This window comes from Sorangium sp. So ce726, from assembly GCF_051521405.1.
In the GTDB taxonomy this organism is placed as follows: domain Bacteria; phylum Myxococcota_A; class Polyangia; order Polyangiales; family Polyangiaceae; genus Sorangium.
In genome coordinates this window covers 2,937,932-2,961,430 of sequence record NZ_CP150349.1, presented here as the reverse complement: position 1 = coordinate 2,961,430, position 23,499 = coordinate 2,937,932, and the positions used below count along the sequence as shown (strand labels likewise).

The 23,499-nt window shown below is 73.6% G+C and carries 15 protein-coding genes; 13 read left to right on the top strand and 2 right to left on the bottom strand.

Annotated elements, in window-relative coordinates:
• Nucleotides 1-190: 190 nt before the first annotated feature.
• From WME79_RS11300 to WME79_RS11265, 8 genes are all read left to right on the top strand, one after another.
• The gene (locus WME79_RS11300; protein ID WP_437534766.1) at nt 191-2,581 is read left to right on the top strand and encodes a hypothetical protein; all 2,391 of its coding nucleotides are present in this window, start codon (nt 191-193) and stop codon (nt 2,579-2,581) included.
• A gap of 546 nt (nt 2,582-3,127) precedes the next feature.
• Entirely contained in the window at nt 3,128-4,339 is a 1,212-nt protein-coding gene (locus WME79_RS11295; RefSeq protein WP_437534765.1) for a hypothetical protein, read from the top strand.
• On the top strand, nt 4,336-5,367 hold the full coding sequence (locus WME79_RS11290) for a hypothetical protein (RefSeq protein WP_437534764.1): 1,032 nt from the start codon (nt 4,336-4,338) through the stop codon (nt 5,365-5,367). Before WME79_RS11295 ends, WME79_RS11290 begins: the two co-directional genes overlap by 4 nt.
• Nucleotides 5,368-5,485: 118 nt before the next feature.
• On the top strand, nt 5,486-6,106 hold the full coding sequence (locus WME79_RS11285) for a LysE family transporter (protein ID WP_437534763.1): 621 nt from the start codon (nt 5,486-5,488) through the stop codon (nt 6,104-6,106).
• An 89-nt stretch (nt 6,107-6,195) separates the two neighbouring features.
• The gene (locus tag WME79_RS11280; RefSeq protein ID WP_437534761.1) at nt 6,196-8,475 is read left to right on the top strand and encodes an iron-containing redox enzyme family protein; all 2,280 of its coding nucleotides are present in this window, start codon (nt 6,196-6,198) and stop codon (nt 8,473-8,475) included.
• Nucleotides 8,476-8,484: 9 nt separating this feature from the next.
• A complete protein-coding gene (asnB, locus tag WME79_RS11275; RefSeq protein ID WP_437534760.1) occupies nt 8,485-10,491 on the top strand; it encodes an asparagine synthase (glutamine-hydrolyzing) in 2,007 nt (668 codons plus the stop codon).
• Nucleotides 10,488-11,453: a diiron oxygenase gene (locus WME79_RS11270; protein ID WP_437534759.1), complete on the top strand. Its 966-nt coding sequence runs from the start codon at nt 10,488-10,490 to the stop codon at nt 11,451-11,453. The genes asnB and WME79_RS11270 overlap by 4 nt, the downstream gene beginning before the upstream one ends.
• Nucleotides 11,450-12,874, top strand: a complete 1,425-nt coding sequence (locus WME79_RS11265; RefSeq protein WP_437534758.1) for a phospholipase D-like domain-containing protein — start codon at nt 11,450-11,452, stop codon at nt 12,872-12,874. The genes WME79_RS11270 and WME79_RS11265 overlap by 4 nt, the downstream gene beginning before the upstream one ends.
• A gap of 5 nt (nt 12,875-12,879) precedes the next feature.
• On the opposite strand, the gene WME79_RS11260 is transcribed toward WME79_RS11265, so the two are convergent.
• The gene (locus WME79_RS11260; protein WP_437534757.1) at nt 12,880-13,653 is read right to left on the bottom strand and encodes a CPBP family intramembrane glutamic endopeptidase; all 774 of its coding nucleotides are present in this window, start codon (nt 13,651-13,653) and stop codon (nt 12,880-12,882) included.
• A gap of 58 nt (nt 13,654-13,711) precedes the next feature.
• On the opposite strand from WME79_RS11260, the gene WME79_RS11255 reads away from it, so the two are divergent.
• Nucleotides 13,712-16,279 (top strand): hypothetical protein, encoded by a 2,568-nt coding sequence (locus WME79_RS11255; protein WP_437534756.1) that lies wholly within the window; start codon nt 13,712-13,714, stop codon nt 16,277-16,279.
• Between the two features lie 26 nt (nt 16,280-16,305).
• On the opposite strand, the gene WME79_RS11250 is transcribed toward WME79_RS11255, so the two are convergent.
• Nucleotides 16,306-17,685: an MFS transporter gene (locus WME79_RS11250; protein WP_437534755.1), complete on the bottom strand. Its 1,380-nt coding sequence runs from the start codon at nt 17,683-17,685 to the stop codon at nt 16,306-16,308.
• A 364-nt stretch (nt 17,686-18,049) separates the two neighbouring features.
• On the opposite strand from WME79_RS11250, the gene WME79_RS11245 reads away from it, so the two are divergent.
• From WME79_RS11245 to WME79_RS11230, 4 genes are all read left to right on the top strand, one after another.
• The gene (locus WME79_RS11245; RefSeq protein ID WP_437534754.1) at nt 18,050-19,330 is read left to right on the top strand and encodes a hypothetical protein; all 1,281 of its coding nucleotides are present in this window, start codon (nt 18,050-18,052) and stop codon (nt 19,328-19,330) included.
• Nucleotides 19,331-19,473: 143 nt separating this feature from the next.
• Nucleotides 19,474-20,703 carry a hypothetical protein gene (locus tag WME79_RS11240; RefSeq protein ID WP_437534753.1) on the top strand — a complete coding sequence of 410 codons (1,230 nt, stop codon included), beginning with the start codon at nt 19,474-19,476 and terminating at the stop codon, nt 20,701-20,703.
• Nucleotides 20,704-21,735, top strand: coding sequence for a diacylglycerol/lipid kinase family protein (locus WME79_RS11235; RefSeq protein ID WP_437534751.1), 1,032 nt, complete (start codon nt 20,704-20,706; stop codon nt 21,733-21,735).
• A gap of 140 nt (nt 21,736-21,875) precedes the next feature.
• Nucleotides 21,876-23,495 (top strand): protein kinase domain-containing protein, encoded by a 1,620-nt coding sequence (locus WME79_RS11230; protein WP_437534750.1) that lies wholly within the window; start codon nt 21,876-21,878, stop codon nt 23,493-23,495.
• Nucleotides 23,496-23,499 lie beyond the last annotated feature (4 nt).

Below are 23,499 nucleotides of genomic sequence, written 5' to 3'. Positions count from 1 at the left end.
TCTTTCTCATGCTGAGGAGAGCCCGATGGTGGGACGGTTCTTGGGAGAAGGCCAGTCCAGAGCGCTGAGCGCTCTCCGTTCCTGGCACGAGGCAGGGCGTCCAGCGGCGTGCGTCGTCCACGGCCCACCCGGCGCGGGAAAGAGCACGATCGTTGAGCGCTTCTTTGGCTCGATCACGGATCCTGGGACGTTGAAGCTCCTCGTGCACGCCGGACGCGTGTTTGACGCCGCCTTCGAGGAAGAGGCGCTCGCGCGGCTCTCGGCCGGCCCCTGGCCCGAAGGAACAGGGTTTGACGAATTTCACTTCGGCGTTCGATCGAGCCTCAGAAATCGGATCATGAACTGGGATGGCGACGACGGCCAGCCGCAGCTCCTGATAGGTCTCATCTCCCCCGACGCTTGCGTGGACTGGCCGGATGACGCCCGCTGCTCGGTGCTTGGCGAATTGGGGCCAGCCGCCCGTGTCGTGGTGGCCGTCTCTGGCGCGCGAGACGTCGCTGAGCGGTGGGCAGAACGGTGCGGTTTCCACCCCGAGAGCGTGGCGTATGTCTTGGTCGACGGGTTCCGCATGGACGAGATCGACCCGCCTCTCCGCGACCAACTCGCCTGGGCGGCGATCGATGGGCCAGGTCCAAGCGCCTATGTAGACACGGCGGCGACGTCGCTCGGCGACCGCGGCGCCGAGCGGCTGGCGATGCCCGTATCCCTGGTCGCGTGCGCGTTCGCACCGCTCGACATCGCCGAACTTGCGTCGCTCCTCGACATACAGTCAGACGAGGTAGCCAGATGGCTCGACGCGCACGGCGACATCATCGGCTCGGTGCTCCAATGGCGCACGGAGGATCACCGGCTCCGCTTTCATCACGAAGCGTTGCGCGCCGCGTGGGTGGCAGCGAGACCGGAGCAAGCCGCGCTCGCCGCGCGGCGGTTCGCAGAAGCTGCCCGAGCGTTCGTCGGCGCCTGGGAGAACATCCGCTCACCTGAGCTCGGCGCGGCCACCTATCTCCGCCGTTACGCCGGCGACCACCTCGTCGGATTTGGCGCGCGGGACGCCGATCTCCTCCCGCTCTGCGATCCGCGGTGGGCCTGGCCGCGCTCACGAGAAGATCTCGCGGCGCGCCGTACGGAGCTTGTGCGCGCGCGACGCTCGATGGCAGCGCAGCTTCACGCGTCGGGCGCACTGACGCTCCCGCCCGAAGCGGTGACCAGCGTCGTGAGGCTCGCGATCGCGCAGGGCGCGCTCGCAACCCTGCATCACGCGTGGCCCCCTGGAGCGGACCAGCCCGACCACGAGGCGTGGAACGACACACAGCGAGCGCTCTCCGTCGCGCTCTTCGGGCTCGCGGCGCACGCGCCTCCGCCGATCCGCGAGCGTATCACGGGGCGCGCGGTGGGCGTGGTGCGGCGAAACGGCGCGTCCTGGTGCGGTGATGGATGGGAAGACGCGTCTGCATTGCTCACTGCGGCGCGCGCGGCATCGGGCGATGAGGCAGCGATGTGCGCGCGGTGGGCAGTCTCGGCCACGTGGCGCGCAGAGAAAGGGCCCGACATCTACTTGGATGCGTGGCTCACTGCCGCCAACATCCTGCCGCCATCCGAAGCCGAAGCCCTCGTCCAGCAAGCCATCGAGCGCGCGCTGTCGAGCGCGAAGCCAGGGCACGCGCTCGCGCGCCTCGCCGCAGCGGCGGGGCTCGACCAGGACCAGGCGCTCGCCCTCTTTCGCGCGGCGCTGCCTCTTCCACCGACATCGCGAGCGAACGCGCTGGCGCCGCTTTTGCGAGTACTTCCCAACGAGGAGCGAGTCCTCGCGGTCTCGATGTCGCTCGATGCGTTCTTCGTCGACTACGACGAGGACGCCGAGAGGCACGACACCGACGCGTGCACCGCGGCGCTGCTTCCGTACCTCGGGCTCGCCGAGCTTTCCAGGCTACTGGAGGAGGCCTCCCCTCTCCCCAGCGCCGTGGCTGTGCGCTTCGCCGAGCTCGGCGCCACGGAGCGCGCGCTCGACGTCATCCGACAGCTCTGTGGCGGCGGCGTTCACGGCGCTCGCCCGCTGCTCTGCGCGGCGGCGACCGAGGGCGGCCGCTCCCTCGTGCAAGCAGCGCGCAAGGCGGTGGCTGCGCTCGATCCCGCATGGGTCGCCGCGAAGCTCGTCCGCGAACACCCAGCCGAAGCCATCCAGGTGCTCGGCCTCGATGCTGCGGTCGAAATCGCTGAACGAGCAGGCGGAGATGGCTCCGAGGCCGCGCGCATCATGGCCCTCGCGGCGCTCTGCCGCGCTGGTCCGGAGCCGTCGCGCCCCGCGCTCGCCGCGCGTGCCGTCGCTGCCTACCACGACGATCGAGATACCGACGGGCTGGAGAGCGTGGTGCGCTGCGCACCCTGGATGTCACTGGCGGACGCAGCGAAGCTGTTCTCCGTGAGCCTCGGGGACGCAGCCGAGCAGGTCACGCTCGTCGCGACCCTGAGCCGCTGGGGCGGCGTGGAACAGCTCGCGCCCCTCATCGCGCGCATCGGCGGGGAGGACGCGCTCGCCGCCGTCGCCGACGTCCTGCCCGAGGCGCTCCGGTGGATCTCGTAGGCGGAGGCCGGCTAGAACGTCGACTCGCACCCGCAACCCTCGCTTCGGGTCCGAGGTGGGCGATCCGCTGACGGAATGGAGTAACAACCTCGTCTACAACCGGGCGTTCCACTGCGGATACACCTCGGAGAATCAGAGGTTCCACTGGAACCTGCGCGGCAACTACCACGTCGCCGGTCCCTCGACGCCGGTGGCTCGACCCGAACGACGCGAACCGCAACCGCCGATGGCGAAGCGCCCGCAGCCTGCTGTGAAGAACCCTGCGCGCGTGGGTAATGCATTGCTCCCCATGCAGCGGTCGCCGCGCTGACCGCTTCGCACCTCGCCCTCGCGAAGAAGTCGGTACATTCTAAATTCTCGGAATTTTCGGCATGCGCGGCGCGCGCTCCGACACCGTGTCGCAGGGCACGACGCGTGCTTTATCGCCGCCGGCGCCCGCGAAGCGCCTGGTGAATCGCTCGCGTACAGCGCGGGCGGCTTTGCCGCCGTGGAGCTCCTTTGCCTCGTGAGGGTGCTTTGAGACAGCGTCTGCCTCGAATTCACGCGTTGCTCGCCCCCCTGTCGGCGGCGATGCTCTGGTCCGCGCCTGCTCGCCCCGGCGAGCCGCCGCAGCTCTCCTGGGACAAGCCGGTTCGCTGCATCCGGTCGCCAGACGGCGGCGCGGTGCGCGTTCAATGCGAGCCAGGCCCGGAAGGCGAGCGCTGCCTCGTCGCGCCCGATCACCTGGCCTACGACGGCGGCGCGCTCGACAAGGTGCAGCCGTGCAACGTGGTTGAAGACGCCTCGGCTTACCGGGCCCTGACCGCGCGCGGCGCCCGCCTCGTCGCCGCGATCCCCGAGGCGCCGCCGGGCTACGCGCGCTCGGCCGACGGCAAGGCATTCCAGGTCAAGTTCGATCTCCTGAACCGGCTTTACCTGGGCGCGTCCTGGCTGCCCACGTTCCATGGCAACAACGGGCTCCCCGTGCCCGCGAGCTTCCCCCTGGGCCGCGGGAGGGCCGAGGCCGGCATCCACGTGAGCGTGCTCTCGACGCGCTCCCGCGCCCGCCATGACCTGCGCATCCTCGAGGGGACAGCCACGTTCGACGATCTCGAGCTCTCCGGGGTGCTCCTCAGCTACGATTACCAGCACCTGCACCGGCGGCCGGCCCACTGGCTCAGCACCTTCGTGGGCAAGCCGCGGCTTTATCCGATCTCGCCGCGGATCGGCTGGGGCTTCCGGGTGGTGTCGGTGAACGACCGCCCTCCCGCGCGCCGCGACACGCTCGACGTGGAGTTCGGCGAGGTCCATCTCGCGTGGAATCCGTGGCAGTCGAACGACATGTACAGCCACATCCGGCTCGAGGCCGGCGCTGATCTGGGGGAGTACTGGGAGCATCGATCGGAGATCGACGACGGCCTGGACACCGGCGCTCTGTACGTCGGCCCGACGAGCGCCCTCAAATCGCGCTTCAGCCTCGGCGAGGGCGGCCTCCACGCGCTCTCGACCGCGTTCACCTACCGGCGCCCGAGCATCGCGGCCGGGAGCGGGAGGGGAGAGGTGATGAACCGAATCGAGGCCACGATCGCCTACGAGGGCATCCTCCTCGCGATCAACGATCAGCCCATCTCGCTGCGGCTCGCCGCGATGGGGGTGAGCCGCAACGACCTCGACAGCGACATTCGCGACGTGGAGGTCAAGGCCGCCGCGGGCCTGCGGGTGTCGTTCTGGGCTCCGCCACGGGTGTTTGAGCCGATGCCCGTCTTCGAGGACCCGTGACGGCTCGGCGCCGCCTCGCCGCGCTGCTCGTCATGGCGGCGGCCGCGGCGCTCTCCCCGCGCGCCGGCCGCGCCGAGCCGGCGCGCGAGGAGAGCGAGCGCGCGGGCGGCGGCGATACCGCTGTTTCCGAGGAGGGGCGGCGCTTCCGCGTGCGATTCGACCCGGCGAGCCGGGTGTGGCTCGGCGTCGCGTCCGCGCTGCACCGGGGCGCGGGCGGGGCGATCGAGATCGAGCCCGAGATCGACGCGGGCCTGTCCTACCGCACACGCAGCGTGACGGGCTCCGGGCCTGGCCGCGTGATCTGGCAGTCGGATCACCGCGTCCTCGCCGGCCGGGTGTCTCCGATGGGGCAGGCGCTCGACGGCGTGCCCGCGCTCGACGCGGCGCTGTACGGCGCATCGTTCTTGCGGCACGACGAATCGCCGCGGGTGGTCTTGCCGATGTCGCCGCCGATCGCGGTCCCCTTCCCCTTCGACATCGGCGTGGAAGCCGAGGTGGGCCGGGTGAGCATCCCCTCGATCCCGCAGCGCCAGGGCGATGGATCGCCGGCGCCGCTGGTCCGGGTCGGCGTGGCGCGCGCCACGGCGATCCTCGATCCGTGGCGCACGGGCGAGGCGGGCCGCAGCTTCGAGATCGGGCTCGGGGTCCGTTACGACATCGACGCTTACGCCGAGTCCCCCGCTCCCCAAGCCGCGCCCGCGCGCCGCACGCTCGGTGAGCCCAGGGTGGTCCACCGGATCGCCCCCATGACCGCGGGCTCGCTGCGGCTGCGCCTCCAGAGCGGCGACGGGCTGACGGTCTTCGATGGTCGAGGCGACGTCGTCCCACACTGGACGAGCGAAGAGCGATGGCGTGTCCTGGTGCGCTCAGCCGCGCACGTCGAGAGGATCCTGGCCGCAATCGACGATCAACCCATCGCTGCGGTGCTCGAGGGCGAGTACCGGCTGCTGCCGCCCGCCCTGAATGTGCAGGCGGTCCATGATCTGCGCGTGAGCCTCGGGCTCGCGTTCACGCTGGCGCTGCGCTAAGGCGACGACCGGGTTGAAACCGCCTGACGACCGCGTCTCGCCCCCGCGCCCGTCCCCCGCGGCGCGCCGCGGGCGATCCTTTGCAGCTCACCGCCGCACACCTCGCGTCGGATGAACCATGGCGCTCGCGCTCGTCGTGGGGTTCCTGCTCGGTTATCTCGGATCGATCCCGGCGGCGGGGCCGCTGGCCGTCCTGCTCGTGGCCGCGGCGCTCGCGGGACAGCCCCGGCGCGTCTTGCTGCTCGCCATCGGAGGAGCCTTCGCGGAAGGGCTCTGGGCGCTCGCCGCGGCGCGCGGGCTCGGGTGGGTCCTCGAGGCGCACCCCGCGATCGATCGCGCCCTGCGAACAGGCGGCGCGGCGCTCGTCGTGGGGATGGGCCTCGCCCTGGCGCTCGCGCCTCGGCGCGTCTCGGAGGCTCCCTCCTCGGGGCGAGCGACATCGGCGCTCCTGACCGGGTTCGTCCTTGTCGCCTTCAATCCGTCTTTTCTGGCGTCGTGGATCGCGTCGTGCGCCGTGCTCCGCGCGTACCCTGCCCTCGCGCCCGCGGTCGCGCCGGGCCACGCGGTAGCGCTCGCGGTGGGCGCAGCCGTGGGCGTGGTGAGCTGGTTCGCAACGCTCGGGCGCTTGCTGGCGCGCTACCGCGAGCGGCTCGGCGCATGGCACGGGCACCTGGTGCGCGGCCTTGGGTGGGCGCTGGTGGCGCTGGGGCTCGCAGGGCTCCTGCAGCATCTCGCGTGAGATCCGTGCCCTGTGTGGACGCCGGTCACGCGCCCGCATAACGTCGATCGGATGCGGGTAGGCGCCGGCAGCCTGCGTCGTCCGGTCGTATGAACGCCCTTCATACTCCGGCATCGGACCGCGCAGCGAGCCATCGGTCGCACGCCTCGGACGCGTCGCCGCGCGCAATCTACCGCAGGCTGCGGGCCGGCTCGCCGGCCCCGGAGGATCTCGCGGACGAGCCCGCGCCGGAAGCCTCAGCCCCCGGCAGCCTCGACGCGTTCTTTGCGGCCCTGACCGCGCTCCGCGACGAGGACGAGCGATGCGGCGCGCCCAGCTCCGAAGGCGTCGACCCCGCGCGGGTCCTGCTCGGCTATGCGCCGACCGCGCTGCTCGACGGGTGCTGGCTCGCTGCGGCGGTGCGCGTGCGCCACGCGGACGGCGCGCTCGGCGCGGCCTGCCTCGACGCGTTCTATCTAGAGTGCGGCGAGGGCGACCCCGCGCGGCACCACGGCGCCCTGTACGGCGCCGCGCTGGCCGCCGCGGGGCTCGCGCTGCCCGATCTCGCGAGCCCCGCATTCGAGCGCTCCGCCGGCCTCGCCGACGCGGATTTCGCGCTCGCGATCCCGGGGCTCCGCGCCGCGCACCGCGGGGCCGCGAGGTTGCCCGAGGCGCTGGGCCACCACGCGGCGGCCACGGTGCTGGGCCCACCCGCCGCGGTGCGCCGGGCCGCTGCACGCGCGCGCTGCGACGGCCTGTATTTCGCCGAGCACGCGGAGGGCGCGGAGACCGCTCGCCGGGCCCGCGAGCTCGCGCGGCGGTGCCTCGAGGCGCACGCCGCGAGCGGAGCGCCGGACTGGTCGCGCGTGTGGCGCGGTGCCTGGTCGCTCTGGGCCGCGCGACGCGCGTGGCTCGCGTCGCTCCGTCCCGCCGCGGCGCCGTCCGCGTGGGAGGCGATGCTGGCGCTCGTCGAGGCGAAGGCGCGCCACGCGTTCGGATTTCACGGCCGCGTCCGGATCGACGGACAGGCGCTCGACGACGCGCTCGATCCGGCGCGGCTCGATGCGCGCCGCATCCTCCTGCGCCTCGCGCGCTCACCGTGGATCGTTCCGGGGAGGCCCGACGAGAGCCCGCTCGTCACGCGCTCGGTGCAGTTCGGCGGGCCGATGTTCGGCGTGTTCACCGACGCAGAGGTCGACGTGATGCGCGCCTGGATCCGCGCGCTGATCGAGGCGCCGGAGCCTCCGGCCTCCGCCCGCGCGACGCACAGCGCGGAGGAGCGTGAGGGCTCGCCGCGCGTCGATCACGAGGGGCCCTCGATCGACGGGAATCGCCGAGGAGGATCCACCCCTCGCGCACAGCCGCGCGCAGAGCTCCCCCTGCCAGAGCTGTACCACCGGCTGCTCTGCGCCCGCGGTCCAGGGGACGCGGACCGCGAAGCGGGCGAGCTCGCACAGGCGCACGTCGAAGGGGTGCTCCAAGAGGTGCACGGCGAGGCGTCCCCCGCCCGGCTCGCCGCGGATGGGCGCTGGCCCTGGTCCGCCGCGGGGCTCTCGCGCTGGGTCGACGCGCGGCTGCGCGAGCAGATCTTCGAGGAAGGGCACGCCCACGCGCACTCCACGGCAGGACCGCATTCGGCCCCACACCCCGCGCGCGACCACACGCAGCCCACCGGCGACGCGGGCATCGCGCGCGAGATCACGCGCGACGAGGCCGTCTGGCTGCTCACCCAGCTCGCGCCGGCGGCCGTGATCGACGGCGCGTGGCTCCAGGGCGCGACGGCCCCCGGCGCGTTCCACACACCGGTCGCGGCGCTCTTGCTCCGGATCTACCGCGACGAGCTCGGGGCGGGCGTGCCCGCCCAGCACCACGGCAACGTGCTGCGCAGGGCGCTCGCGGAGCAGGGTGTGACGCTGCCGCCGTGCGACGCGCGCGCGTTCATCGAACGGCCCGACTTCCTCCCGCAGGCGTTCTCGATGCCCGTGCTCTGGCTCGCGTTCGCGCAGCGATCCACGGAGCTCTTGCCCGAGCTGCTCGGCCTCAACCTGGCGATCGAGATGGCCGGCATCGGGCGCGGGTACGCGATGGCCGCCGCGATCCTGCGGCGCCACCGGATCGACCCGTACTTCTTCGACCTGCACAACACCATCGACAACGCCGCGTCGGGCCACACCGCGTGGTCGATCGAGGCCATCACCCGGTTCATGGACGCCTGCGCGGCGCCCGGCGATCCGCTCGCGATCGAGCGCGCAGCGCTGCGGATCTGGCGCGGATACGCCGCCTACGCGCGCGCGAGCCGGCCGCTCGTGCGCGCCGTCGCGGTGCGCCTCGGCCCACGGATCGGCTGGCGCTGGCTCCGGCGACATCTGCTCGGGGACACGGGGAGGTAGCGCTCGATCATGTGCGGCATCGTCGGAGCGCTGGATCTCGCCGGGCAACGCACGTTCGATCCGGCGCGCCTCGACCGCATGGCGGCGAGCGTGCGGCACCGCGGCCCGGACGACGGCGCCTCCTTTTCAGCGCCAGGGATCGCCATGGCCACGCGGCGCCTCGCCATCGTCGACGTCGCGGGCGGCCGCCAGCCGATGGCCGACGCGGGCGGCCGCGTGTGGGCTTCGTACAACGGCGAGCTGTTCAACCACGCCGAGCTGCGCCGCGAGCTCGCCGCGCGCGGGCACACGCTGCGCACGCGGTGCGACACCGAGCTGTGGCCCGGGCTCTACCTCGACGCGGGCGAGGGCGCCTTCTCCCGCGCGCGCGGGCAGTTCGCCGTGGCGCTCTGGGATCGCGAGGCGCGCACGCTGCTGCTCGGCCGCGACCGGATCGGGATCTGCCCGCTCCACTACGCGATGGCCGACGGCTGGCTCCTCTGGGCCTCGGAGATCAAGGCGATCCTGGCGAGCGGGCTCGTGCGCCCCGAGGCCGATCCGGCAGGGATCGACCACGTCTTCTCGCTGTTCGCCGCGGGCACGCAGCGGACGTGCTTCCGCGGCGTGCGCTCGATCTGGCCCGGGCACTACCTCCGCGTTCAGGGCGGCGCGGTGGAGCAGCGGCGCTACTGGGACCTGGATTTCCCGGCCCAGGGCGAGGAGCGGCGCGTCGCCTCGCTCGATGCGCTGATCGAGGAGACGCGCGCCTGCCTGCGCGACGCCGTACAGCGCCGCCTCGTCTCCGACGGCCCGGTGGCGACGTACCTGAGCGGCGGGCTCGACTCGACGCTGGTGCTCGGCCTCACCCGGGAGGCCCGCGGCGACGCGCCCATCGCCTCGTTCACCGTCGGCTTCGACGGCGCCGGGCCCGACGAGCGAGGCCGCGCGACCCGCAGCGCGGCGCGCCTGGGCGCGCGGCTCGAGACCCTGGTGCCCTCGCCGGCGGAGATCCTCGAGGCCCTCCCGCGCGTGGTGGAGGCCGCCGAGGGCCCCGTGATGGACACGGCCGACGGGTGCGTGCTGCTCCTGGCGGAGCGCGCCGCGCGCCGGGGGTTCAAGGTCGTGCTCACGGGCGAGGGCGCGGACGAGGCGATGGGCGGCTACGTCTGGCACAAGACCCACCGCGCCATGGAGCGCCTCGCCCGCGTCCACCCAGCCCTGCCGCGCGCGATCCGCACAACGCTGGCCGAGCTCGCGGCGCCCGGCACACCCGCGCCCACGTTCCAGGAGCACTTCGGCGACGTTCGCCCGAGCCTGCTGGACCTGTACGAGCCGCTCTCCCGCGCGCGCTGGCTGTTCTATTCGGATACGATGGGCGATCGCGTCGCGGGCCACGATCCGTTCTCCGAGCTCGACATCGCGCCAGCGCGGATGCGCCGCTGGGATCCGCTGAATCGGTCGCTCTACGTGGAGTACAAGCTGATGCTGGCCGGACACCTCCTGGTGGGCAAGGGCGACCGCGCGGCGATGCGCTCGGGCGTGGAGCACCGCTACCCCTTCCTCGACGAGTCCTTCGTCGACCTCGCTAGCGGCCTCTCGCCCCTGTACAAGCTCCGCGGGCTGCGGGAGAAGTGGCTCCTGCGCGAGGTGGCGCGGCGGGTGCTCCCGCGCGACGTCGCCGACCCGCCCAAGGGGATGTTCAAGGCCCACGCGCTCTGCGCGCTCGGGCCCCAGCCCCGCTGGATCGCGCAGCTCGTGAGCCCCGAGTCGCTGCGAAAGACGGGCTACTTCTCGCCCGCGAAGGTCGCTCGCGAGCAGCGCTTCCAGCGGATCCTGCCCGCGCTCGCCCCGCGGCGGATCGTCGCCGATGGGAGCTACACCGCCGTGGTCACCACGCAGCTGTGGCACCACCTCTTCCTCGGCGGAGGGCTGTGCGAGCTGCCCACGTGGTCACCGCCAGCGCCCGCGGCCGGCCCAGCGCCCGCGGCCGCAGACGAACGCGCGGTCGCGTCGACCGAGAGGATGGTCCCATCGTGAGCCTCCAGCTCTCCACCGATCCCGCGCTCCCCGGCCACGAAGGCAGCCCCCGCACGCCGCCCCACGACGGAGCGGCCGCCGCGGGCGAGGATCGGCTCCACGCGGCGGTGCGCCGGCGCTGGGACCGCATCGACTGGACGCGCCCGATCCCGCCCGAAGCGCTGGTGATCCCCGAGGCGCACTACATGGACGTCGCGGGCCTCGGGCTCACCGAGCGCCAGCGCGTCGCGATCAACCGGCTGTTCGCGTGCTTCACGTGCGAGCTGTTCATCCACTTCGAGGGCTACGTCATCCGGTACCTCGAGCGGTCGGCCCACCGCGCGCCGTACCTGTCCGCGCCCCTCGTCGCCCGCTTCCTCGCCGAGGAGCGCACGCACGCGGAGATGTTCCGCCGGCTCCTGCACAGGCTCCGGCCGGATCTCTATCCGACCGACGCGGCCCCGCCGCGCTTCCTGCGCTGGGGCCGCGGCGACGACGCGGCGCTGCGCCTCGCCCCGGCCGGCACGTTCTTCCTGCTCGCGTGGTACTTCGAGGAGATCACGCTCTTCGTGCCACGGGCGATCGAGGCCCGGCCCGATCAGAGCGCGGCGCTCGTCGCCGAGATCATGGCCCTGCACGCGCGCGAGGAGGCGCCGCACGTCGCCATCGACGAGCGTGTGCTCCTGCACCTGAACGAGCGCTGTCCGCGCTGGCTCGCCGCGATCCAGACGGCCCTCGCGCTGCCCTTCCTTGTGTACGTCGACGGCGTGGTCGGCGGCGCCTGGCGCCGCCTGGTGGCCTCGGCCGGGAGCGAGCTGGGCCTCGACGCGGCGCAGCGGCGGCGGCTCGGCGCGCGCGCCCCGACGCAGTCCGATCGCTGGGGCACCGAGAGCTTCACGCGCAAGCTGGAGGGCCGCGGGCTCGCGGGGGCGCGGCCCCTCTGCTGGGCGCTGCGCCACGCGCTGCGCACGGATCCCGCGTGAGCTCCGGGCTCGCGTACATCGGCGACAGCCACGGCATCCTCTCCGCGTGCCGCGACCTCATCGAGGCCGCCGAGCGGAGCGTCGTCCTCCAGATGTACCTCTTCGCGGCAAACGGCGACCAGACAACGCTGCTGCCGCGCCCGGGCGCGTTCCCCTACGCCGACACGGTCGCCGACTGGCTGATCGCGAAGAAGCGCGCGCGGCCCGACGTGACCGTCGTGGTGATCCTGGACAGCAACACGCCCGCGAACCCCGCCCTGACGCGCCGCCGCGGCGCGCTGGTGCGGAGGCGCCTTGCGGACGCGGGCGTCCTCGTGCTGAACGCTTGCCTGTTCGGCGCGCGGTTCGACCGGCGCCGCCGGCTCCTGCCCCGGATGAACTTCCACCTCGACCACGCGCGCGTGCGCGTGCCGATCGAGGACTGGGTCGAGCACCAGAACCGCTGGCAGGTGCTGCACAACGTCGAGGATCACCGGAAGAACCTGGTGATCGACGGCGGGCGCGCCGGCGCGATCACGTCGCACAACTTCATCGACGCGGCGTTCGACTGGCACGAGAACCTGTTCTGGCTCACGGGCGCCGTGGCCCGCCGGCTCTGGCGTGTCGCGGTGGCGGCGATCGACGAGGCGCTCACCCTCCCGCAGGCGATCGGCGACGAGGGCCGCGCCGCGCTCCACGCGCTCGTGTCCGACGCCGCGCGCGCCGCGCGCGGGCCCGACGATCCCGGGACGGAGGGCGCCTCCCCGACGCCCACGCTCGCGCCGGTGCCGGGGTACGCCGGCGGCCTGCGCGTCCCCCTCCCCCCGCCCGGCGCGCTCACCGCCGCGGGCGACGAGACGTGCGCGCTCGTCGAGCACGAGGCGATCCGCGCGCGCCTCGCGGACCTGTTCGACGGCGCGGCGGCCGGCGACGAGCTCCTCGTCGCGACCACGTACCTCTCGGACCTGCCGGTGCTCGAGGCGCTCGAGCGCGCGGCGGCGCGCGGCGCCCGGGTGCGCGTGCTGATCGACTCCATCGACGCGCTCCCGCTGCCGCCCGCGGCCGCCTGGCTCATCCGCAGCCTGGTCAACCACCACGGGATCACCCGCGCGATCGAGGCCGAGGCGCGATGGCCCGACCGCTTCGCGCTGCGCGTGCATGACTCGCGCGGCGGGGCGATGATGCACCTCAAGACCGCGGCGCGGCTGGGCGCTCGGCCGATGCTCGTCGGCGGCCAGGCCAACTTCACGCCCAACTCGTTCTCGCGCGCGTGGCTCGAGACCGACCTCGAGACCCGCGATCCGGCCTTCGTGGCCGCGTTCGCGGCGCACTTCGAGCGGCTCTGGGATCTGCCTGCCTCGCGGCGCACGTCGGGCGGCCGGGGGTCGTGGGCGCGCTCGGCGCTGCTGGGCGCGTTCGAGCTGCTCGGCCTCCGGCCCTGACGCGCTCAGCGGAGCATGCCGATCACCAGGGCGGCGATCGTCGCGTCCGCGACGATGTGCGCGAGCACGGGCGCGAGGAGCCCGCGGGAGTGCTGCCGCAACAGGCCCAGCATCACGGCCCAGCTGCCCGCCAGGAAGACGCCCAGGAGCCCCCGCGGGAACCCGTGCGCGTGCTGCGCGCCGAACGAGGCGGCCTGCAGCACCACCGCGATGCGCGCGCCCCACGCCGCCGCGAGGCTGGGCTGGAGCACGCCGCGCCAGATCACCTCCTCCAGCGTCGCGTTCAGCACCGCGAAGAGCGCGCCTCCCGCGATGAGCACCGGCGTCGCCACCTGGAGCAGCGCCGAGCCGGTGATGTCGCGGAGATCGGGCTGGGCAAACGCGAGCCACCCGACGAGCGCGACAGGCGTGACGCCGCCGACGAGCGCCGTCCAGCCCTTCGGGAGCCCGCCGGCCGCGCGCCAGCCGTCGGGCGGACGCAGCGCGGGCGCGAGCCGCGCGAGGCCGCCGTAGGCCGCGAGCGCCAGGATCATGGCGAGCTGCCAGACGACGCCGAGGCGCATCGCCACCACGATGCACGCCGCGAGCGCGGCGACGGCGCGCGCCGGCCCCTGCGCCACGCGGGCCGCGAGCAGCGCGACCAGGGCCGCGGCCCCGGCGACGGCGAGCGTCGCGCGCGGAAACGCGGGCGCGTCGAGCGCGGCCTGGAGCGCCAGGAGGCCGAGGGAAACCAGGCTCAGCGCGCGGTCGGCGTGCGCCTTCGGCTCGGAGAGGGCCATCGAGGACTCTTGCATCAGGACCGCGATGATGCCTCTTTCCCGGGTTCAGGAGAGCGCGATGGTGGGACGGTTCTTTGGAAAAGGTCAGTCCAAAGCGTTCGAAGCGCTGCGATCCTGGCACGAAGCGGGCCGCCCGGCGGCGTGCATCGTCCATGGGCCGCCAGGCTCGGGAAAGAGCACGGTCGTCGAGCGCTTCTTCGGCTCGATCACGAGTCCTGGGACGCTGAAGCTCGTCGTCCACGCGGGGCGCATCCATGGCGCAGCCTTCGAGGAAGAGGCGCTCGCGCAGCTCTCGGAAGGCCCGTGGCCCCAGGGCACGCCGTATGACGCGCATCACTTCGGCGTCCGCACGAGCCTCGTGAACCGGATCATCAACTGGGACGGCGAGGACGGTCAGCCACAGCTCCTGGTCGGCCTCATCGCGCCCGACACGTGCGTGGACTGGCCGGACGATCCCGGCCGCTCGGTGCTGGACGAGCCAGGGCCCGCCGCGCGCGTGCTGGTGGCGGTCTCCGGTAGCCGCAGCGTCGCCGAGCAGTGGGCAGAGCGGCTCGGCTTCGGCCCCGAGCGCGTGGCGTACATTCCGGTCGACGGGTTTCGCCTCGAGGAGATCGACCCGCAGCTCCGCGAGAGGCTCTCCTGGGCCGCGGTCGACGGTCCAGGTCCACGCGCCCAGGTGGAAGCGCTCGCGACCTCGCTTCGGGATGTCGGCGCAGCGCGGTCAGACATGCTCATGGCGACCGTCGCGTGCGCCTTCGCGCCGCTCGACGCCACCGAGCTGGCGCCGCTCCTCGGCGCGCGGGTCGTCGAGGTGACCGAGTGGCTCAACGCGCACCGCGACGCCGTCCATGCCGTGCTCGAGGGGTGCGAAGAGGGTCGCCGGATCCGCTTCCGTCACGAAGCGCTGCGCGTCGCCTGGACGCAAGCGAATCAGGAGCACGTCGCGCTCGCAGAACGACGGTTTGCCGAGGCTGGTCGAAAGCTGGTTCGTGCATGGACGAGCGCCGACACAGCCGAGCGGGGCGCAGTCACGTACCTCCGTCGCTACGCCGGCGATCACCTCGTCGCCGCGGGCGCGCCGCACGCCGACCTCCGCCCGCTCTGCGACCCACGCTGGGCGTGGCCGTGCTCACGCGACGATCTCGCTGCGCGCCGAGCGGAGCTGGCCCGCGTGCGGTGCACCCTGGCGGCGCCGCTCGACGTGTCGGATGCGATCGAGGTCCCGTCCGAAGCGATATCCAGCGTCGTGAGGCTCGCGATCGCGCAGGGCGCGCTCACGACCTTGCACGACGCATGGCCCCCACAGACGGACCAGCCCGACCAAGGTGCGTGGAACGATACGGAACGCGCGCTCGCCGTCGCGCTCTTCGCGCTCGCCGAGCGTGCCTCTCCATCGATCTGCGAGCGCATCGCCGGGCGCGCGCTCGACCTCGTGAGGCGGACCGGCGCGGCATGGCGCGGCGATGGCTGCGAAGATGGGCGGGCATTGTTCGCCGCGGCGCGCGCTGCATCCGGGGACGAGGCAGCGACGTTCGCGCGATGGGCGGTGTCGGCCACATGGCGCACGGAGGAAGGGCACGACATCGACCTGGCCAGGTGGCTCACCGCCGCCAACTTCTTGCCGCAACCCGAGGCCGAAGCGCTCCTCCAGCAAGCCATCGAGCGCGCGCTCTCGAGCGCGAGGCCGGGGGGCGCGCTCGCGCAGCTCGCCACGGCAGAACGGCTCGGCCCGGACCAGGCGCTCGCCCTCTTTCGCGCCGCGATGTCCCTTCCATCAACGTCGCGCGCGAACGCGCTGGCGCCGCTCCTGCCACAGCTGGTCAGCGAGGAGCGCGCCCGCGCTGTCTCCGCGTCGTTCGATGCGTTCCTCGCCGACCACGACGAGGGCGCCGAGCTGCACAACATCGATGCGTGCACCGCGGCGCTGCTCCCCTTTCTCGGGGTGGCCGAGCTCCGCAGGTTGCTGGACGAGGCCCTCCTGACCCCCGGCGCCGTGGCCGTGCGCTTCGCCGAGCTCGGCGCGCCCGGGTGCACGCTCGACGTCATCCAGGAGCGCTGCGGAGGCGGCATCTTCGCCGCTCACCCGTTGCTGCGCGCCGCGGCGACCGACGGCGGCCGCTCCCTCGTACAAGCAGCGCGCGAGGCGGTGGCTGCGCTCGATCCAGCCTGGGTTGCCGCGGGGCTCGTGCGCGATCACGCGGCCGAGGCGATCCAGGTGCTCGGGCTCGACGCAGCGGTGGACGTCGCGGAGCGCGGCGGAGGCGGCTCGGAGTACACGCGGATCACAGCGCTCGTGGCCCTCTGTCACGCCGCCCCCGAGCCGTCGCGCCCCGAGGTCGCGGCGCGCGCCGTCGCTGCCTATCACGAGGATCAGGACACCGACGGTCTCGCGAGCGTGGTGAGCTGCGCGCCCTGGATGTCGGTCCGGGACGCAGCGAGGCTGTTCGCCATGAGCCTCGGCGAGGAGACCGATCGGGTCGAACTCATCTCGACCCTGAGCCGCTGGGGCGGCGTGGAGCAGCTCGCGCCGCTCATCGCGCGCATCGGCGGCGACGATGCGCTCGCCGCCGTCGCCGACGTCCTCGCCGGCGCGCTCCGGTGGAGCTCGCGGGCGCGCGCCGGATAGCGCGGTCCCCTCCGGCCCCCGCCGCGCTACTCGCGCGGCACCAGGCGCGACAGGACGACCCCGGGGATCGACGCCGCGAACGCGATCGCGAAGAACGCCGTGAACCCCGCGCTGGCGGCCAGGTAACCGCTCACGCTGCCGGCGAACGTCGCGGAGACCGACATGAGCGCCGACCCGATCGCGAAGTGCGACGACTTGTACCCGTCCACGCAGCGCCGCATCAGGAACACCGCGAGCACCGCCGTCCCGACGCCGGCGGCGAGCTGCTCGAGCGTGACGAGCGCGACGACCCACGGGAGCGCCGGCCGCGCCCACGCGAGCGCCACGTACAGCAGGATCGCCAGGCTCTGCACGAGCGCGATGGGGAAGATGGTCCGCGCGAGCCCCCACCGCTTGATGATCACCCCGCCGAGGATCGAGCCGGCGATCGAGGCGACCGTCCCGACCCCGCCCACGTTGCCCCGCGCCGCCGTGTCGAGGCCGAGGCTCTTCAGCAGCGGCGACGACATCGCGAACATGAGCGCGTCCCCTGCCCGGTAGCAGAGGATGAACGCCAGGCTCGACGCGATCCGCGGCTGCCGCAGGTACGCACGGAACGGCTCGATGTAGCGCCGCAGCCCGGTCGCTCCGGGCGCGGCGCCGGCTCCGGGCGCGGCGCCGGCTCCGGGCGCGGCGCCGGCTCCGGGCGTCGCGGCCGGGCGCGGCAGCCCCGCGGCGTGCGCGATCGCGAGCAGCGCGAGCCCGCCTGCCGCGACGGCGAACGCCGCGCCAAAGGACGCCCAGCCCGCGAACGCGACAAGCAGCGCGCCCGCGAGCAGCGCGAGCCGGTACGCGCCGACCCGCAGCCCGGAGAACGCCGCCTGCGCGTCCTTGTCGAGCGCCTGCAGGTAGAAGCCATCGACCGCGATGTCGTGCGTCGCCGCGGCGACGGCGACGACCCCGAACAGCGCCGCCACGAGCCAGATCGCGCCGCTGTGCGCCGCCGCAGCGAGCCCGAGGACGATCGCGGCGAGCGCGATCTCGGCCCCCACGAGCCAGCGCCGCGGGCTGCCGTGGAGGTCGACCAGCGGGCTCCAGAGGAACTTGAGGTTCCACGGGAGCCCGTAGAGCGACGTCAGCCCGATGATCTCCAGGCTCGCCCCCGCCGCCGTGAAGAACTCCCCCGCCACCTTGTGCGCGATCGCGTAGGGCAGGCCCTCGGCAAAGTAGGTCGACGAGATCCACAGGCCCCGGCTCGCCCCTCCCGCCGCCGCGTCGGGCGCCGCCGCCACGCCGGACGACGCCGCCTCACCGGGCGCCTCCGAGGAGGCGCCACGCCTCGGCGCCTCCGCTCCCTGCTCGGGCAGCGCGGCGCGCGCCGGGGCCGCGGGCTCGACGGGCTTGTGGGATGTAACGGCAGCCTCCACGCCTTCTCCGCACCCTTACACGATGCGCCCCGGGACGGAGCAAGTTCCGGGACACCCGACCGCCGCGCCCGACGGCGGAAGCAAACACGACGCCGTGAGGCCGCAACACCGCACCGCCGTGAGGCGGCGAGGACGCAGCGGACTCCATCGCGAGCGACGCTGTGGTATCGGTCCGGCATCTGGTTTAAACGGTGAACTGCATGCGACGGGCTCACGCTCCCTCGGTGTCCCCCTGCCGTCACGGCGGCGACGCCGATCGTGGCGCTTCGTGCCGCTCCGGCCGTGCGGCCGCGCTCGCGCGCGCCGACCTCGCGCCGAACCGGCCGGCGCCTTGCTCATCTCCGGTCTTTCCGAGGGAGCCAGCGTGAACGAGTACACCCGGCGCGAGGAGGTCCGCGCCACCTTCATCGCCTCGGCCATCCTCGTCCTGTGCATCGCCGTGGCGGTCCTCCGGCTCGTCACCGTGGAGGGCAGGCTCGTCCCCGACCCGGGCGCGCGGCGCCAGGCCGAGGAGGCCGAGGCCCGCGTCGCGCCCGCGCGGGCGTGCGCCCTCGCCGGCGAGAAGCTGATCGTCGAGATCGACCTGTTCAAGGCGGCCGCGAAATCGGCGCGCATGCCCGACCCGGGCGAGGCGCCCCCCGCGCCGCCGCCGCCGGCGACGTCCACGAAGGGGCGCCCGCCGCGCAACGCGCCGCCGCCGCCGAAGCCCAAGGAGCCGGACAAGCAGGGCGCGTGGGCCTCCGCCCAGCCGCTCTACAAGCAGGTCAAGACGCTGTCGGGCTGCCGCGAGGCGACCGAGGCGCTCCTGGGGGCTCGGGTGAACGCCATCCCCGCCTGGGAGGCCATCGCCAAGGCGGCCGCGATCACGCCGCCAGGCGCCGCGGAGGCCGAGCAGTTCGAGGCGGCGAAGCAGCTGCTCTCGCTCGTCGCCGACATCCCGGCCGACAAGGTCGCGCAGGCCACGAAGGACGCCGAGGCGGCGTTCAAGGCGAACGCGGAGCGCGACCGGGAGCGCGCGCTCACCGCGATGGTCCGGGAGCCGCTGCCTCAGGGCGTCTTCTCGCGGCGCGTGGCCGTGAGCGTCGGCGTCGGGCTGACGGTCTGCGCCCTCTTCATCAGCTACCTGGGCGTGCGGGCCGCCTCGATGCGCCGCCTCGCGACGCTGCTCCCGCTGCGCGACGCGGTCCGCAGCGGGCGCCCGGGCATGCAGGCCGCGGAGATCCTGAAGACCGCCGCGGCGCACAACAGCGGCGAGCCAGGCCTCGTGATCGGCGCGGCCATCGGCGGGTTCTCCGCGGCCCTCCTCGCCCCGAGGGACGCCGACCTGTTCGTCGCGGGCGTGATGGCGGGCCTCCTCATCGGCCTCGGCGCGCAGTGGGCCTTCCGCCTCGCCCTCGGCGCGGGCCGCTGGCGCGCCCGCACCACGGAACTCGCCGAGGTCGAGAAGCCGGCCATCCCCATCGTGCTCGTCCTGAGCGGCGTGAAGCCCGGCCTCGAGCTCGAGTTCATCCAGTTCCTCCGCTCGCTGCCCCCCGCCGACGCCGCCGCGGCGGTCGAGAAGCTCGCTTCCCAGGCCGAGGAGCGCATCCTCGCCGCCGCCGACGCGGGCGCCGCCCTCACCCACGGGAAGCCGCCGCCAGGGTGACGCCGGCCGGCGCAGGGGGGCGCGCCTGCCCCCTGCACGGTCACGGAACTCCCGCGGGGTGTCGCCGCGAACACAGCGCGGCGACGGCCCTGCACCGAGCGCTCGATCCGCACGCCGTTCCATGGAATGGAGGCGCTCCCGACATGAGACACCCCCTGCAGGCCCGCCGGCCGTCCGGGCGATGGGCGCTCCTCTCGCTGCTCGCCGCCACCTGGTGGCTCGCCGCGCCCCCTGCAGCGGCGCAGGACACGGCCGCTCCGAAGGCCGCCGCGCCGCAGGCGGACAGCCCTCCGCCTGCGACGCACGCCGCCTCGCTGCAGGCCGACAGCCCTCCGGCCGCCGCGCAGGCCGCCGCGCCGCAGGCCGACAGCCCTCCGGCGGAGAGCGGCGCGCCCCCGACGGACGGAGCCGCCGGGGCCGGCGCGCCGTCGAGCGGCGCGGGCGGCGCCGGCGGCGCGGCCTCGGACGCGCGCGATCCGGCCGAGCGCAGCGCGGCGCGGCGCGACAGGCCCGGCGCGACGAGCAGCCGCGCCACCCCCTCGAAGAAGCGCCGCGGGGACATCAACCCGTGCATGACGCCCGATCCGGGCTGGGGCGTCTACGACCGGTGGTCCCGCGCGCCCTCGATCGGGCAGATGATCATGCCCCACCGGGGCGGGGTCACGAAGCGCGGCGGCTTCGACGTCATCATCCACTTCCACGGCCACGAGGCGCTCCGGAAGGAGTTCGTGAAGACCGCCGAGGGCGCCGTCCTCGTCGGCATCGATCTCGGCATCGGCTCGGGCGCGTACTCGAGCGCGTTCTCGGCGCCGTACGTCTTCGAGAACCTGCTCGACAGCATCGAGCGCGCCGTCGCGAAGAAGACCGGCAAGAAGAAGGCCTACATCCGCAAGCTCGGCCTCTCATCGTGGAGCGCCGGCTACGGCGCGATCGAGCAGATCCTGCGGCAGCCGGCCGGCAAGCGGGTCGACGCCCTCGTGCTGCTCGACTCGCTCCACGCGGGGTACGCCGACGAGCAGCAGCACAAGCTCAAGGTCGCGCAGATCGAGCCGTTCATCGCGTTCGCGAGGCGCGCCGCGGCGGGCGAGGCGTTCATGTTCATGAGCCACTCCTCCATCCTGCCGCCCGGCTACGCGTCGACGGCGGAGACGGCGAACTTCGTCGTGCAGCAGCTGCGGGGCAAGCCGCGGGGCACCTCCCGCGCCGACGTGCTCGGCCTCGACATGATCCAGCGCTTCGACCGCGGCGATTTCCACGTCCGCGGGTACACCGGCGACGACAAACCCGATCACTGCGCCCACATCGGCCTGATGGCGGACGTCGTGCGGATCCACCTCAACCCGCGGTGGAAGTCGCCGCGAGGCCGGCGCTAGATGGGCGGCATCGGCGTCATCATCAACCCTCGCTCGCGCCAGAACCTGAGCGATCCCCGCGCAGCGGTCCGGCTCGCGCGCGCGCTCGGCGACCACGGAGTCGTCCGCGCCGCGCGCTCCCGCGAGGACCTCGCCCGCATCGCGGAGGACTTCAGGAACCTCTCCATCGACGTGCTCGGCATCTCCGGGGGCGACGGCACGAACCACGTCACCATCACCGGCTTCCTCGACGTCTACGAGAACGAGCCGCTGCCGCCGATCGCCTTCCTGCGCGGCGGGACGATGAACACCGTGGCCAACGCCGTGGGCGTCCCCCGCGGGCGCCCCGACGGCCTGCTCGCCGGGCTCATCGCCCGCTACACCGACCGCGGCCGACAACCGCTGCGCTGGATCGAGCGCCACGTGATGCAGATCGGCGCCCACTACGGCTTCATCTTCGGCACCGGCTGCGTCCACGGCTTCATCGCCGAGTACAACCGCAGCGAGGAGCGGAGCGCGCTCTGGGCCGCGAAGGTCCTCGCCCGCGCGAGCGCCGCCGTGCTCCTCAACACGGGCACCCAGGTCGCGGCGCGCTGGCAAGGCCGCGTCCACTTCGAGGACGGCTCGTCGTTCCCGGACCGCGACTACCTCGCCGTCGCCGCCGGCACGGTGGACCAGATCGGCCTCGGGTTCCGCCCGTTCCACCGCCACGACGAGCGCCCGGAGAGCTTCCACATGCTGGGCATCCACACCTCCGCGCTCGGCTTCGTCAGGAAGCTGCCCGATATCTGGCGAGCGCGGCCGATGGGCGAGGCGCACACGTTCGAGAACATCGCCCAGCGCGCGGTGCTCGAGGCCAGGTCGGGCGTGGTCCACTATGTCTGCGACGGCGACGTGCACGAGCACGCAGGCCCGCTCACCGTGCGCATCGGCCCGCGGGTGAAGATCCTCGTGGAGCACAAGTCCGGCCATCGCCCCGCCCGCGCTCGGCGCACGTCGCACGATGTGTGCGCCCGCGGCGAGCACGCGCATCCCTGCGGAATCGTACGCTGATCATGCATGGATCACGCGCTGACCATGCGCCGCCGGCGCGCCGGCGCGCCGGCAGGCAGCGGCGCGCGGACAGGCAGCGACGTACGGGTGCGCGAGACCATGGCTGTGGGAGGCCAGCAAAGTTAGACTGCGATCGCTCCATGCCGCCGCGCTCCTCCTCCGCGCCCGCCTCGTCGACGGACTCGACCCCGCGGCCCGAGAGCGCGAACCGCTCGTTCGCCGCTTCTGCGGCGTTCCCGCGCGGCAGCGCTCCGGACTCGCTCGACCCGGAGCTGATCGATCCGTCCCTCGTGACACCGCCTCCGGAGGCCAGCGCGCCGTCGCCCGCTCCGGGGACGGCGGCGCGGCGCATCTACCGCGAGGGCGACGTGATCGGCGGCAAATACCGCCTGCGCTACGTCCTCGGCGAGGGCGGCATGGGGATGGTGTGGCTGGCCCACAACGACGTCCTCAACATCGACGTCGCCATCAAGTTCATCCGGCGCGAGGTCAACTCGACCGAGGCGACGGTGCGCCTTCACCAGGAGGCGCGCGCCGCCGCGCGGATCGATCACCCCTCGATCGTCCGCGTGATCGACTTCGGGGAGTCCGAGCACCGCGACCCCTACATCGTGATGGAGGTGCTCCGGGGAGAGCAGCTGGTCGAGGCGATCGAGCGCAGGAAGCGCTTCTCGCCCACGGCGGCGCTCCGCATCCTCCTGCCCATCGCGAGCGCCGTCGCCGCGGCGCACGACCGCAGGATCGTCCACCGCGATCTCAAGCCCGAGAACATCTTCCTCGTGAAGAACGATCGCGGCGACATCACCCCGAAGATCGTCGACTTCGGCATCGCCAAGGTGTGGAGCGAGACGGCGAGCGGCGAGATGACCAAGGCGGGCACGGTGCTCGGCAGCCCCGACTACATGTCGCCCGAGCAGGCGCGTGGCATCACCGACGTCGACGGGCAGACCGACGTCTGGGCGTTCGCCGTCGTGCTCTACGAGACGATCACCGGCCAGAAGCCGTTCCAGGGCGGCAACTACCACGACCTCGTGGCGGCGATCCTCGTCAAGGATCCGACGCCGATCACCGCGTTCGGCGTGGGCGACGAGGCGCTGTGGGCCATCATCGCGCGCGGCCTCGGGAAGGAGCGCTTCAACAGGTGGCGGACCATGCGCGAGATGGGCGTTGCGCTCGCGCGGTGGGCGACCGAGAACGGCGTCGTGGAGGACGTGACCGGGACTTCGCTCGCCGTGCACTGGCTGAGCGACGGCGAGCAGCGGCCCCTCTCCGAGCGGCCGGCGGTGCGGGCGCAGAGGAACAGCGAGGACCATCAGGAGGTCGCTGTACACCCTGTACACCAGGAGGCCGCTCGCCCGACCGGGGACCGGCGGCGCGTCGCCGTCGTCGCGGCGGCGGGGCTGGCGACGCTCCTGATCCTCGGCGCCGCGCTGTTCTCCCTGCGCGCCATGACCGCGCGGGACGGCAGCGCCGAGCCCGCGCCTGCGGCGCCGCCCGCGGCGTCGCAGGGCGCCGCCGCACCATCGATCGCACAGGGCCCCGCGCCCGAGAGCCGCCCCGAGCCGGCGCGCACGGCCGAGCCGCAGCCCTCCGCCGGCGCGCCCCGCCGCAGCCCGGCGGAGAGCCCCACCGCGAGCGCCAACGTGCGGGAGCCCGCTCCGGCCTCCCGGAGCGCCGGCTCGCGACGGACCGCGCCCCAGCGGGCGGGTACGAAGACCTCTGGCGCTGCCTTGCCGGTCCCGGCGCGGCCGAACTTCTAGCGTC